The organism is Thermanaerothrix sp. (assembly GCA_026417795.1).
In the GTDB taxonomy this organism is placed as follows: Bacteria; Synergistota; Synergistia; order Synergistales; family Synergistaceae; genus Thermanaerovibrio.
This window is the reverse complement of record JAOACP010000039.1, coordinates 1-14,122: the sequence shown is the minus strand read 5'-3', so window position 1 is coordinate 14,122 and position 14,122 is coordinate 1. Positions and strand designations below refer to the sequence as shown.

General features: G+C 52.5%; 14 protein-coding genes. All 14 read left to right on the top strand.

The features are described from left to right. The coding region (locus N2315_07915) for an undecaprenyl/decaprenyl-phosphate alpha-N-acetylglucosaminyl 1-phosphate transferase (GenBank protein ID MCX7829110.1) at nt 1-520 on the top strand (520 nt) is incomplete at its 5' end. 26 nt (nt 521-546) lie between these two features. Continuing rightward, nucleotides 547-1,674, top strand: a complete 1,128-nt coding sequence (wecB, locus tag N2315_07910) for a UDP-N-acetylglucosamine 2-epimerase (non-hydrolyzing) (protein MCX7829109.1) — start codon at nt 547-549, stop codon at nt 1,672-1,674. Between the two features lie 106 nt (nt 1,675-1,780). Beyond that, nucleotides 1,781-3,043: a UDP-N-acetylglucosamine 1-carboxyvinyltransferase gene (gene murA, locus N2315_07905; GenBank protein ID MCX7829108.1), complete on the top strand. Its 1,263-nt coding sequence runs from the start codon at nt 1,781-1,783 to the stop codon at nt 3,041-3,043. 73 nt (nt 3,044-3,116) lie between these two features. Then, nucleotides 3,117-4,220, top strand: coding sequence for a histidinol-phosphate transaminase (gene hisC, locus N2315_07900; protein MCX7829107.1), 1,104 nt, complete (start codon nt 3,117-3,119; stop codon nt 4,218-4,220). 3 nt (nt 4,221-4,223) lie between these two features. Then, on the top strand, nt 4,224-5,060 hold the full coding sequence (locus N2315_07895) for a hypothetical protein (GenBank protein MCX7829106.1): 837 nt from the start codon (nt 4,224-4,226) through the stop codon (nt 5,058-5,060). Nucleotides 5,061-5,077: 17 nt separating this feature from the next. Then, on the top strand, nt 5,078-5,689 hold the full coding sequence (locus N2315_07890) for a uracil-DNA glycosylase (GenBank protein MCX7829105.1): 612 nt from the start codon (nt 5,078-5,080) through the stop codon (nt 5,687-5,689). A 1-nt stretch (nt 5,690) separates the two neighbouring features. Beyond that, the gene (gene uppS / locus N2315_07885; protein MCX7829104.1) at nt 5,691-6,413 is read left to right on the top strand and encodes a polyprenyl diphosphate synthase; all 723 of its coding nucleotides are present in this window, start codon (nt 5,691-5,693) and stop codon (nt 6,411-6,413) included. Then, the gene (locus N2315_07880) at nt 6,391-7,224 is read left to right on the top strand and encodes a phosphatidate cytidylyltransferase (GenBank protein MCX7829103.1); all 834 of its coding nucleotides are present in this window, start codon (nt 6,391-6,393) and stop codon (nt 7,222-7,224) included. Before uppS ends, N2315_07880 begins: the two co-directional genes overlap by 23 nt. 5 nt (nt 7,225-7,229) lie before the next feature. Continuing rightward, on the top strand, nt 7,230-8,375 hold the full coding sequence (locus N2315_07875) for a 1-deoxy-D-xylulose-5-phosphate reductoisomerase (protein ID MCX7829102.1): 1,146 nt from the start codon (nt 7,230-7,232) through the stop codon (nt 8,373-8,375). A 1-nt stretch (nt 8,376) separates the two neighbouring features. Beyond that, on the top strand, nt 8,377-9,405 hold the full coding sequence (locus tag N2315_07870) for a M50 family metallopeptidase (protein ID MCX7829101.1): 1,029 nt from the start codon (nt 8,377-8,379) through the stop codon (nt 9,403-9,405). 41 nt (nt 9,406-9,446) lie between these two features. Next, nucleotides 9,447-10,517 (top strand): flavodoxin-dependent (E)-4-hydroxy-3-methylbut-2-enyl-diphosphate synthase, encoded by a 1,071-nt coding sequence (gene ispG, locus N2315_07865; protein MCX7829100.1) that lies wholly within the window; start codon nt 9,447-9,449, stop codon nt 10,515-10,517. A 151-nt stretch (nt 10,518-10,668) separates the two neighbouring features. After that, nucleotides 10,669-11,622, top strand: coding sequence for an ornithine carbamoyltransferase (gene argF / locus N2315_07860; protein MCX7829099.1), 954 nt, complete (start codon nt 10,669-10,671; stop codon nt 11,620-11,622). A gap of 138 nt (nt 11,623-11,760) precedes the next feature. Beyond that, nucleotides 11,761-13,431: a M20/M25/M40 family metallo-hydrolase gene (locus N2315_07855; protein MCX7829098.1), complete on the top strand. Its 1,671-nt coding sequence runs from the start codon at nt 11,761-11,763 to the stop codon at nt 13,429-13,431. A gap of 36 nt (nt 13,432-13,467) precedes the next feature. Beyond that, on the top strand, nt 13,468-14,122 hold a 655-nt coding region (locus tag N2315_07850), incomplete at its 3' end, for a hypothetical protein (GenBank protein MCX7829097.1).

The following is a 14,122-nucleotide window of genomic DNA, read 5'->3' as shown; positions in this document are numbered from 1 at the left end:
AGATGTGTATAAGAGACAGGGATTAACCAATGCGTTCAACTTGATAGATGGGATGGACGGACTGTGCCTGTCCATGGCCCTTGTTACCATGGGGTGCGCCATGTACTTCCTTGCTCCGTTCCCATGGGTGATCACCATAGGACTTGTCCTGGGGGTTATGATTTGGAACTTTCCAAGGGCGAAGACGTTTTTAGGGGATGGGGGAAGCACCCTTCTGGGGTTTTTGTGTGCTAGCTTGATATTGTGGGACGCTTGGGGAAGCCTTGCTGGCGTTGGGATAATAAGGCTGTGTATCACCTTGTTCCTGCTTGGTGGATTGCCCGTGGTAGATACCCTGTCAGTTATGTTTGGCAGGGTACTTCGGGGGGCGTCGCCGTTTTTGCCCGACAGAACCCACGGGCACCATCGGCTTCTGGACATGGGACTTGACAAGGTCAAGGTCTTGGCCGTCTTGGTGGGTATACATCTATCCTTGGTTGTTGCGGGTATGCTCCTTCTTAAGGGGAAGGTTGGGTTTTAAATGTTAGCATGTGTGGGGGTATAGAGTTGACTTTTGAAGATATCAATGGCAAAAAAACCGTGGTCTGTGTGGTTGGTACAAGGCCGGAGGCCATCAAGATGGCGCCGGTGGTGATGGCTCTCAGAGAAGAAAAGTCTCTCAATGTGATCTTGCTGGCCACAGGGCAACATTCCCAGATGCTGTATCAGGCACTGGAGCCCTTTGGGCTCAGCCCCGATCGTGACCTTAAGGTAATGAAGGAACGTCAGTCTTTGGACTATGTTACCTCTTCTGTGCTGTGCGGAGCGGGTGAATTTTTTGATGAGATAAAGCCCCATGTGGTCCTGGTTCATGGCGATACCACCACCACGATGGCCTCAGCCTTGGCGGCATTCTACCGTCAGATCCCGGTTGGACATGTGGAGGCAGGACTCAGGAGCGGTGACATGAGCCGCCCCTTCCCAGAGGAAATGAACCGGGTGGTTACCGACAGGATCTCTTCGCTGTTCTTTGCCCCCACAGAAAGGTCTAAGGACAACCTTGTAAAAGAGGGCATCTTGGAGGATCGCATCTGGATCACTGGAAATACGGTCATAGACGCCTTGTTATGGATGAGGGATCACATGACCAGGCCCTTGCGGGACGACCTAAGAAGTCTTGAGGGCAAGCGATTCCTCCTGGTTACGGCCCATCGAAGGGAGTCTTGGGGTGAACCCATGAGGGAGATAGCGCTGGCCCTTAAGGATATTCTGTCCATGGATGGGGACCTAATGCTATTAGTGCCCATGCACAGGAACCCGGACGTGAGGACCGTTTGGCGGGAAATCTTGGGTGGACACGAAAGGGTCTTGTTATGTGAGCCCCTTGACTATCCTGATTTCGTTTGGGCCATGGATAGGTGCCTTTTCATGTTAAGTGACAGCGGAGGGGTCCAAGAGGAAGCATCGGGACTGAAAAAACCGGTCCTAATCCTTAGGGACGTTACGGAGCGGCCGGAGGTCCTTGATGCGGGGGTAGGTTTTTTGGTTGGGACCAATAGGGAGCGAATCGTATCAAACGCTTCGGAGATATTGGAAGGCAAGAAGGCTTTGCCTGCCTCCATGGGGTCCCCCTTCGGAGATGGAAGGGCTTCTCGGGTGATAGCCAGGGTGGTTAGCGAGTTCGTTGGCGATTAGATTTAAAGTCCTCTTTGTGCCAGCTGTTTAATGAAAACTGGATTTTTGACAGAAAAAAATTGGGGGTCAAATTAAGGTCATGAAAGAAAAGGATCTCCCTTGCGGGGTGGAAAAGGAAAAACTGGTTATAAAAGGTGGAGTCCCCTTAAACGGGGTGCTTACTGCTCAGGGAGCTAAGAACGCCGCACTGCCTATCATGGCGGCCTCGTTGTTGCTCAAGGGAAAGAGGCTCACCATAGATAGGGTACCAGACCTGCACGATATACATACGATGGCGGATCTCCTGAGCCACCTGGGGGTTAAGGTGGAATTCAGGGATCATAAGATGACGTTGGATGTACCGGAAGAGATAGGCTGGGAAACTCCCCCTTCTCTTGTTCGCAAGATGAGGGCCTCTTCCTTGGTGCTAGGACCCCTGATAGCCAGATGTGGCAGGGCGGTGTTACCCTTGCCGGGGGGGTGTGCCATAGGGAGCCGACCCATAGATTTTCATATAAGGGGCCTATCCAAGATGGGAACCACCTTTGAACTGGTTCAGGGGGCTTTCCACGGTAGGTCGTCGGGCCTTAAGCCCGCCAGGATATATTTTGATTTCCCCTCAGTGGGGGCCACGGAAAACCTCATGATGGCCGCATCCCTGGTTGAGGGAGAGACTATCTTGGAGAACGCCGCAAGGGAGCCGGAGGTGGTAAACCTTGCCCATGCCCTGAGGGCCATGGGGGCATTTATTGAGGGTGAGGGCTCTGGCACCATAAGAATAAGGGGTACCAGAGATCTAGGTGACGCGAAAGTAAGTGTCATCCCCGATAGGATAGAGGCTAGCACCTACCTCTTAGCTGGGGTTATAACACGAGGGAAGGTGACCGTCAGGGATGTGATACCTGAACACATAGACTCCCTATGTTCCAAGCTTGAAGAGGCGGGGGTGGAGATAGAAATTCGAAGCGATGCGGTTACGGTATATCCTAGCCGGTACCGAGCTGTTTCGTTGAAGACCCTTCCGTACCCGGGCTTCCCCACGGACCTTCAACCCCAGATGATGGCCACAATGTGCCTAGCCAATGGTACCAGCGTGATACACGAAAGCGTTTTTGAATCCCGCTTTTTGCACGTAAGTGAGTTTAAGAGAATGGGAGCCAGGATAGATTTACAGGGCAACACCGCAATCGTTGCAGGTGTTAATAAGCTTTTCGGGGCGGAGGTTCACGCTTCTGATCTCAGGGCTGGCGCTGCGTTGGTGCTAATGGGCCTTGCGGCGGAGGATGAGACGATAGTTTGCGACCTAGAACATATATGGAGAGGCTATGAGGGTATAGTTGAAAAGCTACGGGCCCTTGGGGGCAGGGTAATAGTCACCAGGGGAGATTAGCCGTTCCCATCGGTTAACAGGGATCATTAAATTAAAATCATGGTGTGCACGGGGGGGTGTAAAGGTGTCCTGGATGGATGAGCTTCCTAGGAGCTACCTGCGGTCAGTTAACCAGTACAAGCCTGGCAAGCCCGTCGATGAGATCAAGCGGATCTATGGACTCAGCGATGCGGTAAGGTTATGCTCCAACGAAAACCCATGGCCACTCCCGGAGGCCGTAACGCAGGCGATTGTCAAGGCCACCGGTGAGGTCCAGCGCTATCCCGATCCGGAGGCCTACCACCTTAAGCGGGCCCTATCAGAGCATTTAGGTGTATCTCCTGCGGAGGTTGTTGTTGGAGGGGGTACCGAGGGGGTTCTGTGTACCCTTTTTCAAGCCTTGATAGAGGTGGGTGATAGGGTGGTAATTCCACAGCCCACCTATCCCGTATATGCCCTCAGCGTTGCGGCCGCTGGGGGGGAGTGTGATTTTGTGCCCCTTTTGGAGGATTTCTCCCTGCCGGTCGACCGAGTCATATCGGCCTGTGGGGAGAGGACTAAGGCTGTGGTGATCTGCAATCCCAACAATCCAACCGGTAATATCGTAGAACGCCAAGATCTTTTAAATTTGGCTGTACGGCTGGAAGAGCGGAAGATATTACTGGTGGTGGATGAGGCTTACGCGGAGTACGTGACTGACCCACGTTATCTTTGCGGGGTGGAGCTTTTCAGGCAACTTAGCAACGTGGTGATACTTAGAACATTCTCCAAGATTTACGGTTTGGCTGGCCTTAGGGTTGGTTACGCCATAGCGCCTAAGCCCATAGCGGCAGCCTTTGGGAAGGTCAGAAGGGTATTTTCCGTCAATGCCATAGGACAGAGGGCTGCCATCGCGGCACTCAAGTGTCAGGATCACATATCCTCCGTCAGAGACAGAACGGTACTGGAGAGGGATCGCATGTACCGGGTTCTGTGTAGCATGGGGGTAAGGGCTCATAATACGCACGCTAACTTTTTGTTGGTCAATCTAAGCCGTTCCGATGACGTTTATGAGGCCCTCCTCGCCAAGGGGGTCATAGTAAGAAACGGTGAGGACCTTGGACTTGAGGGCACCATACGGGTTACCGTTGGGCTGCCGGAGGAGAACGATAGGTTTCTTAAGGAGTTTGATAGGGTTCTAAGGCGCTTAGGGGGGTAAGGCTTGGAGGTAGTTGACAACAGACCGTTGCACCGCGTGTTTGCCTTTGTGGGGCCTGCTGGTACCGGCAAGAGCCAGCGAGCTCAGATGGTGGCCGCCAGCATTGGAGCAGAGTACATAATAGATGATGGATTGGTAATAAGACGGGGGCAAATAGTGTGCGGCAAGAGCGCCAAGGCGGAGCGGAATCAGGTTCGGGCCATAAGGAGAGCCATGTTTGAGTTCGAGGATCATAGAAATGCGGTATCTAGTTTCTTTGCAAAGGCATCTGCCAGTTCGGTGATGATAATAGCCACCTCCGATGGCATGGCTTTTAAGGTGGCGTCACGCCTGGGGCTTAGAAAACCCGAGAGGGTGATAAGGATAGAGGAGGTTTCTACTCCTGAAGAGATAGCCAAGGCCAAGAGGGAACGCAAGGGGAAGGGGCAACATGTTATACCGGTGTCCCACGTTCAGGTAAGGAAGAACTTTGCGGGTAAGCTAGTAGGAAGGCTGAAGGTGCTATGGCGTCCAAAGGAGGGTTCCTATGACGGGGAGAAGACCATCGTACGTCCTCCGTTTAATTTCATAGGAGCTCTTCACATAGAACCCCAGGCGGTGGGGGAGATGATAACCCACATAGCCCTTTTAACCCCCCAGGTTGAAAAGGTTTTACAGGTGAAGGTTAAACCCAACGACGAAGGCGTAGCGGTTCAGCTTGACCTTGGCATGAGAGTTGGAGAGAAAACGTTTCTTGATGTAATGTCTCAGGTCAGGCGGAGGGTCGTATTGGGGGTGCGTTATTTTACGGGGATAGAGATATCTCAGTTCGATTTGAGCGTCAGCGAGGTGTGTTTTTAAAAATGACATTTCCGTCTTTGGATGAACCACTTAGCCTTGACGCCAGGAGGTTCATGCTGGAAGAAGTACGCAAGAGAGCCGAAGAGTGTGATCGTTGCGGTCTTTGTCCCACCAGGACAAAGGTGGTCTTTGGGGAAGGGAGCTTGGAGGGGGGGCTTATGTTCATCGGGGAAGGTCCTGGTGCGGATGAAGATGAACAGGGCAGACCCTTTGTGGGACGGGCGGGCCAGTTGCTTACCCAGATACTCACCGCCGCAGGGATAGATCGAAATGGTGTGTATATAACGAACGTGGTAAAGTGCCGCCCCCCGGGCAATAGGGTGCCGACCTATGAAGAGATGATGGCCTGCGATACATACCTTAACTCGCAGCTTATGTTGGTTCGCCCCAAGCTTTTGGTTTTGCTGGGGAGCACCCCCACTAAATGGGTGCTTAAAACTCAGGAGGGCATATCAAAGCTCCGAGGCCGTTGGTATGAGTGGAGGGGTATTCCGGTGATGCCCATGTTTCACCCCAGCTATCTGCTTAGGAACCCCTCCAACAAGGCCGGAGGCCCTAAGCATTTGACCTGGCAGGACATACAAGAGGTGAAGGCCAGGTGGGATCGCCTGATGGGAAGGGATCGTTAGAATGTCTGATCTTTCAATACCAGAGGAACTTAGCCATAGGATTCCAACTCACGTTGGAATAGTCATGGATGGCAATGGCAGGTGGGCAAGGGAACGGGGTTTGCCGAGGATTATGGGGCATCACGCTGGGGTTAAAAGGGTAGAGGAGGTGGTAAGGGCGGCTAAGGACATGGGTGTAAAGTACATATCCCTCTATGCCTTTTCCACCGAGAATTGGAGGCGGGACCCTGGAGAGGTTTCCGGACTTATGGGTTTGTTCCGCTATTACGTTAAATTAAAGGTAAAAAAGCTTAAATCCGAGGGAGGACGCCTTTTGTTTGCGGGGCGGATTCAAGATTTACCCAAGGACCTCCAGAGGATAGTGGAATACGGGGAACACGAGACCCGGGATTGTACTGACATAACCGTGGTGGTCTGTCTTAACTACGGAGGCAGGCAGGAGATAATTGATGCGATAAACAGGGCTTGGGCGGCTGGGATTGAGGTGGTTGATGAGGATGTGTTGAGAAGGTTTTTATACCTTCCTGATCTACCGGACCCAGATCTTATAGTTAGAACCAGTGGAGAGCTCAGGATAAGCAATTTCTGGCTTTTTCAGTGCGCCTATAGCGAGTTTGTGTTCTCCCCAAAGTACTGGCCGGACTTTGGGGCTCAGGATCTTCGGGAAGCCATATTAGACTACGCTAGGAGGGATAGGAGGTATGGAGGGATCAAGGGTCAGTGATGCTTTCAGGAGCAATCTGGCGTTGAGAACCGCAAGCGGTGTAGTCCTAGGGTTGCTCGTCCTGTCCTCTCTTTATGCTGGAGGATGGTATTGGAAGCTTGTGGTATCCGTAATAGCCATGGGGTCTTTATGGGAGTTTTATTCGCTTCTTTCCTCTCGCTATACCATGTCCAAGGCGATGGGGCTGGCGGCAGGCCTTATGATGTTGTGGGTAGCCTCCATGGGCCTAAGCCTATCATCGGTCTTGGCCGTCATATCGCTCTTGGCTTTTATGGTTTTGTTCGTGGAGGTTCTTAGAAGACAGAGTACTGGGCAAAGCGATGCTTTAGCCAACATTGGAGGCACGTTGGCAGGGGTTGCCTATGTGATATTGCCTTGGTGTTTCCTAATACTCCTAAGAGAGCAAACTTGGGGAAGGCTTTTTGTCCTTACCATCTTTATGTGCACGTGGTTTTGTGATGTCACCGCCTATTTTGTGGGCAGCATGTGGGGTAAGTATCCTCTGTGTGACAAGGTAAGCGGCAAGAAGACCTGGGAGGGTTTTGGCGGGGGAGTTTTGGGCAGCCTATTCGCCTCATCGCTCCTCGCCTTGATCTTTGAGTTCCCACCTCTCCCCTTGCTTCTGCTTGGATTACTATGTGGCTTTATGGGGCAGCTTGGGGATCTTGGAGAATCGGTGTTGAAGAGGGAAGCTGGCGTGAAGGACAGCGGAAGCCTGATCCCGGGTCACGGGGGGCTCTTGGACAGGTTCGACAGCATACTAGTCAACTCCTCTCTCGCTTTCATAATCTTTGAGGTCCTAGGGAGGTAATTTCGTTGACCCCTATTAGGGTAGGAATCGTTGGGGCTACGGGCAGCGTTGGAAGGGCGTTCTGTGATGTGTGCGCCCTTTATCCAGATAGGTTCAAAGTTGTAGCCGTGGCCTCCGGGAGGAACGTTTCCAGCCTTGTATCTTTGGCCAGGAGGTTTGGGTGTGAAGCCATATGCTCAGTAGGCGGAGATCCGTCCAGGGTTTCATTTGAAGGTCGGGTTTACAGGGGATCCCATGGTCTTATGGAGATGATCCAGCGCGAAGATGTGCAGCATTGGGCATTTTTGGCCTCCGGCACCCAGTGTGTTCACCACTTCGATCTGGCGGTCTCCATGGGGTTTGACGTCTCAATAGCCAACAAAGAGAGCATAGTGGTGGCCGGACCTTGGATACTTAGCAAGTCAAGGCCAGGACAGGTAAGACCGGTGGACAGCGAACACAGTGCCATATGGCAATGCATAATGGGGGAGCCATCGGCTGTGGAGAAGATGATTCTAACAGCTTCCGGGGGGCCCTTTAGGGATGTCCCGCTGGATCGCCTTAAGCATGTGACCCCATCAGAAGCTCTAGCGCATCCGGTATGGTCCATGGGGGCCAAGATAACCGTGGACAGCGCCACCATGGCCAACAAGGGTATTGAGTGCATAGAGGCAATGAGGTTGTTCAACATACCCATGGATAGGGTAGATGCCTTGATACATCCCAGGTCTCAGGTCCATGGGATGGTGATGTTTAGCGATGGCACCTACAAAATGGTGTTGTCCCGAGCTGATATGAGGCTCCCCGCGGCGATGGCCCTGTCGTACCCCGATAGGCTGCCATTGGGAGAGCATTTGGCACCGCCCGCTGTTTATGATTGGGACCTTTGCTTCCGTGAGGTTGAGAAAGAACGCTTCCCGGCTTTCTTCCTTGCCAAGGAAGCGGGGAAAAAGGATGGGCCATACCCCGCGCTGTACGTTGGGGCTGACGAAGTGGCGGTGGAGTCGTTCTTGACGGGGCGTATAGCCTTTGATCATATACCTAGAGTTCTTGACGTTGTGATGTCCTCTTACTCTGGCCCAGCCCCGGCTTCAATGGATGAAGCGCTAAACTTGGTGGAGTGCGGTCGCAAAATGGCTCTTGAAGTCTGTGAATCCCTTGGGAGGCGTTGAGTTGGCTGTAAGTGTGCTGGCGTTCCTTTTTGTAATCTCCATAAGCGTTTTGGTCCATGAGTTTGGGCACTTCGTATCCGCAAGGCTCTGCGGGGTTTTGGTAAAAGAATTTTCCTTGGGAATGGGGCCTCCTCTTCTTTCTTGGGATAGATGGGGTACCAGATGGTCCATACGCATGGTACCCATAGGAGGTTTTGTCAAGCTTGCTGGCATGGAGGGGGACGATGAGGATGGGCCGGGGTCCTTCAACACCAAGGGGCCTTTGGCGAGGGCTTTGATCCTTTCCTGCGGTGCCATCCTCAACGTCTTCCTAGCCTTTATGTTGGCTGCAACGGTGTTGCATTTTCATGGGATCTTAAACATGGAGTCCACTGAGATAGGCCAAGTTATGCCTGGCTACCCTGCGGAATCTTTGGGGCTTAAGGCGGGAGATAAGATAGTGGAAGTTAACGGGATAACGGTTTCTGACTGGTCCCAGATGGCCTCCAGGATAAGAAGGGAAGCCCCAAGGGGTGAGATTGTGATAGGTGTTCAGTCCGGTGGGGTTAATCGATATCTACACGTGAGAATACCCAAGGACAAAGAAGGCCACTTCCTGCTTGGGGTCAGGCCAGCGGTGAAGCGGCTCTCTTGGGCGGAATCAATGGCAGGAGCCTATAGATATTCCATAGATCTAGCGATTGGCATGCTCGAAGGGATATGGAACTGGTGGTTCCGTTTGAAGCCAGTGGATGTTTCAGGTCCTGTAGGCATCGCTGCAGCGGCGGGTGATGTGGCAAGGCGGGGTGCTTGGGAGTTGGTGGCCTTCATAGCTGCCATTAACCTGCAGCTTGGGCTGGTAAACCTTCTTCCGTTTCCGGCATTGGATGGTGGAAGGCTCATATTTGTCTTCCTGGAAGTGCTGTTTCGCAGGAAGATACCGGAAAAGTATGAAGGGATGGTCCATTACGTGGGTTTTGCCCTCTTGGTGGCCTTGATGTTATGGGTTACATGGAAGGATATACAGAGATTAATATTTCAAGATAGATAGTAACTTGGCGGGGAGATGGTCTGTTGGGCAGCGTAAGAAGCGTGTCGATTGGGGGTTTGTCAATAGGTGGAGGATCGCCAATAAGGGTTGAGAGCATGTTGAAAACCCCTTTGGATGATGCTGAAGGGTGCATAAAGGAACTACATCGGCTCAAGGAAGCGGGCTGTGAGCTGGTTAGGACTTCCTATCGGGATCTTCAGCAGGAGCCATGGCTTCGAGAGGTGGTGAAGGCTTCTCCTATCCCAATAATGGCGGATATACACTTCGATCACCGTTTAGCCCTATCCGCCATAAAGGCGGGCTGCCTTTCCGTGCGAGTAAACCCCGGCAACCTTGGCGGAAGGGATAAAATGCTCAAGGTCCTGGCTGCCGCAAGGGATGCTAACGTGGTAATAAGGGTTGGAGCTAATGGGGGATCCATTAGCAATGATCAGATAGCTAAGGCAGAGGGGGACAGGGCAAGGGCTTTGGTGTTGGCGGTAAGGGAACAAGTGGATTTATGTCTTCAAAATGGATTCGAGGATGTCATAGTTTCGGCAAAATCCTCGGATGTTAAGGAGACCATGCGGGCCAACCAAATGCTTGCGTCCACATGCGATCTCCCGTTCCACATAGGCATAACCGAGGCGGGCCCTCCTTTCGAAGGGTCGGTTAGAAGCGCTGTGGGGATAGGCGGCCTTTTGATGAACGGGATAGGAGACACCATAAGGGTAAGTCTGTCGGGGGATGGGGTGCTTGAGGTCAAGGCCGCTTACCAAATACTAAGGTCCCTGGGTATTCGCTCAAAAGGTGTGGACTGGGTAAGTTGTCCAACCTGCGGCAGGTGCAGGTTGGACGTCAGGATATACGTGAATAAGGTCCGTAAGATCTTTGAAGAGATGAACGACGTCCCCGATGGATTCAAGGTGGCGGTGATGGGTTGTGAGGTTAACGGGCCAAGGGAGGCGGCTGGAGCTGATTTCGGGATAGCCGGTTCTCCCTCGGGGTTTATCGTTTTTGCAAGGGGGAAATCCCTCGGATCTTGGCCTCTGGAGATGATGGAATCCGTAATACCGGCCTTGTTAAGGGAGGTAATATCCAATTCAGGGGGCATCTCTCCGGAGGGCTATTGAAAATCTAACCCTTTGTGGTAATATCTATGAGTAAACCCTCGGATCTCTCAAGTTTATTTTATGGGCTGAAAGTTGGACTTCCGCTAAACCCGTTTTTGCAGTTTAGGCTTGGGAGGTTCCGATATTTCAAGAAGACAGGGAGGAATAGATCATGGCAGTGAATCTTAGGGGGCGTCACCTTCTGAGTCTGAAGCACCACACTCCGGAGGAGATAAAGTTCCTTCTGGACCTCTCCAGGGATCTGAAGAACAAGAAGAGGGCTGGGATAAGGGGCAACCTCCTGGCGGGGAAGAACGTGGCCCTCATCTTCGAGAAGCCTTCCACCAGGACCCGTTGCGCTTTCACCGTTGCCTGCATTGACGAGGGCGGGCATCCTGAGTACCTTGGCAAGAATGACATCCAGCTTGGCCACAAGGAGGACGTGGCCGATACCGCCAGGGTGTTGGGCAGGATGTTTGACGGCATCGAGTTCCGCGGATTCAAGCAGTCTGTGGTTGAGGAGCTTGCCAAGTACGCCGGCGTCCCCGTTTGGAACGGGCTCACCGATGAGTTCCATCCCACCCAGGTGCTTGCCGACTTCCTCACCGTCCAGGAGGAGTTTGGCTACCTTAAGGGCATAAAGTTCGTGTACGTGGGCGATGGCCGCAACAACATGGCCAACTCCCTCATGATCGGCGCTGCTAAGATGGGCATGCACTTTGTGATCGCTTCCCCCAAGTCCCTCTTCCCCGAGGCCTCCCTTGTTGAGGAATGCAAGAAGATCGCTGAGGAGTGCGGTTCCGGCGCTGTGATAGAGATAATGGAGGACCCCAAGGAGGCGGTGAAGGGGGCCCATGTTATCTACACTGACGTGTGGGCTTCCATGGGTGAGGAGGATAAGCTCGCGGAGCGCAAGGCCATCCTTCAGCCCTATCAGGTTAACAAGGAGCTTATGGCTGCCACCGGCCGGAAGGAAACCATCTTCATGCACTGCCTCCCCGCCGTTAAGGGCTACGAGGTCACCGAGGATGTTTTCGAGTCCCTCCAGTCCAGGGTCTTCGATGAGGCGGAAAACCGCATGCACACCATCAAGGCGGTCATGGTTTCCAGCATAGGCAACCTTTAACTTTAAGACCGCAGATCCATAAAGGAGTCTAACTGCACAGCGGCCTCAATCTTTGAGATTGGGGCCGCTTTAATATAATGTTCTAAACAAAGATGTTTTTTCGCATCGAAATTAGGTTTATCGGGGGGTAGGTTGCTCATGGGAGCCGAAGGCGCTGATCAGGTCTATGGTGGTCCTGAATGTGCGGTTGACACACAGAAGAGGTTGAGAGATGAGTTGATAAGGCTTTGCAGGATTCCAAGCCCATCGGCTCTGGGGGATGGGGAAGACGGCGTCATGTCCTTGATAGAAAGGCAGCTTGAAGAGATAAGAGAGATGAGCGGAGGGAGGTTAAAAATATTTAAATACAAGGTTCCTAATGACCCCTTTGGCAGGAGCCATGTGGCGGCGTTGCTTAAGGGGATGGGGCCACGGACGGTCATACTGACAGGCCATGTGGATGTGGTGGACGCATCGCCCTATGGAAGGCTTAAGGATTTGGCCTTTGAGCCGGAGCTTTTGGAAGAAGCCATGAGGGGGTTGGAGGGTCTACCGACAGAAGTGAAGGAAGACCTTGAAAGCCGCAGGTACCTCTTCGGAAGAGGCGTTTTGGACATGAAGGCTGGATTGGTCCTTGAGATGAACCTGCTTCGGGAGCTTGCATGTTCAAAGTTTGAGGCCGGCAACGTTCTCTTTTGTCCAGTGGTGGACGAGGAGAGGGATTCTGTTGGTATGAGGGGGGCCCTTTCATTTCTAAAAGGGCTTATGGACTCTGAGGGGCTGGAGTATGTGGCTTGTGTTAACACTGAACCCTGTGATCTTGGTGGCACCGGTGTCGGAAGGCCTGTCTACATAGGGTCGGTTGGCAAATTGATGCCCTTTGTGCTGGTGCTTGGCAAGCCTTCCCACGTGGGGGAGCCTTGGCTTGGTATAAGCGCGGCTCATTTAGGAGGCCAGATGGTGTCAGATCTCGATGCAGCCCCCTGGAGCTCCGATAAAATCGGCGGTGATAGGTTGCCTCCCATGGCTTGCATGGAAATGTCTGTTATAAGGGAAAGTTACTCGGTTACCATCCCGGATATGGTTTTGTTGTATTTTAACAAGCTTACCGTCAAAGATGACCATGGCTCGTTTTTGTTTTGCTTTAAGCAGGCATGTGGTGAATCTCTAAAGCGAGCCATCAAAGATTGGGAAGAGAGGTTCTCCATCTGCGGCTTACCCTCTCCTGCGCCAGCAGGGGAAATAAAGATCCTCGAGGCCAGGGAGGTATTTGATAGGGCAAGAAGTAATGGCTTTAGAGAGGACTCGATCATATACGAGCAGACGTCAGATGGCATGGACACCAGGAAAAAGTCATTAATGGTTCTTTTAGAGGCAATAAAGACATTGTCACTTGATCCTCCGGCCGCAGTGGTAGGCTTTTTGCCCCCCTACTATCCCCCAAAGGTTAATAGGAACAAATCGTTAAATGAAAAAAGGCTTCGCAAGTTGGCAGAGGGTTTGTGTAACAGCTGGAGCAACAGGTGGGGAGAACCCTTTGTGTTGAAGGAGGCCTTTGGAGGGATAACGGACCTCAGTTTCCTTGGTGGTTGTGCTTCGAGGGAGGACATTGGGGCTGTTCTCGATAACATGCCCGGGGGCGGCCTGGTGTACCCCTTGGACTTGGATGCCATGGGGGCGCTAGATGTCCCCGTTATAAATATAGGGGTGGGAGGTAGGGATGCCCACAAGTGGACAGAGCGGCTGGATGTAGAATTTTCATTCCGCATGGTGCCTTATATGTTGATTGATTTTGTAAGAGGCATTTTTAGTGACGATCTTGCGAATTAAGCCATTGAAAAATTAAGCTAATTAGGGGGGCCTGCGATGGCTGACAAGATAAGCGTTGGGTTAGTTCAGATGGACGTCCTTTGGGGTGATCCTGAGGGGAACATCATAAAGGCTAGGGCCATGCTCGATTCAATTGGAGATTGTGATGTGGCGGTCCTCCCGGAACTTTGGAGCTGCTCGTACCAGAATGATCGCCTTAGGGAACATGCAGGGCTTACCCCTAAATGTCTTGATGCGGTGGCAGGCTGGTGTGTAGACAGGTCCTCTTGGGCAGTGGCTGGATCCTTGCCGTTTCTAGATGAGCAGGTTTTGTATAATCGAGCCTTTTTGATAGACCCAACAGGTACGCCAGCGGCATATTACGACAAGGTGCATCTGTTTCCTCTGTTAGGGGAGCCAGAGAACTTTGCGGAGGGCAGCTCGCCTCTTATTACATCGGTTTGCAACGTCCCATCGGGGGTAGCTATATGCTATGACATACGCTTTCCCGAGTACATAAGGCGGATTGCCCTGGAGGGCATATGGGTGTTGTTTGTATGTGCCCAATGGCCTTTATCAAGAGTAGCCGCCTGGAGCACCCTTGTAAGGGCAAGGGCGGTGGAGAACCAGATGTTTGTGGTGGCAGTGAACCGCTCTGGAGAGGGTGGAGGAGATACTGTCTCTTATACACATCTGACGCTGCCGACGAGCG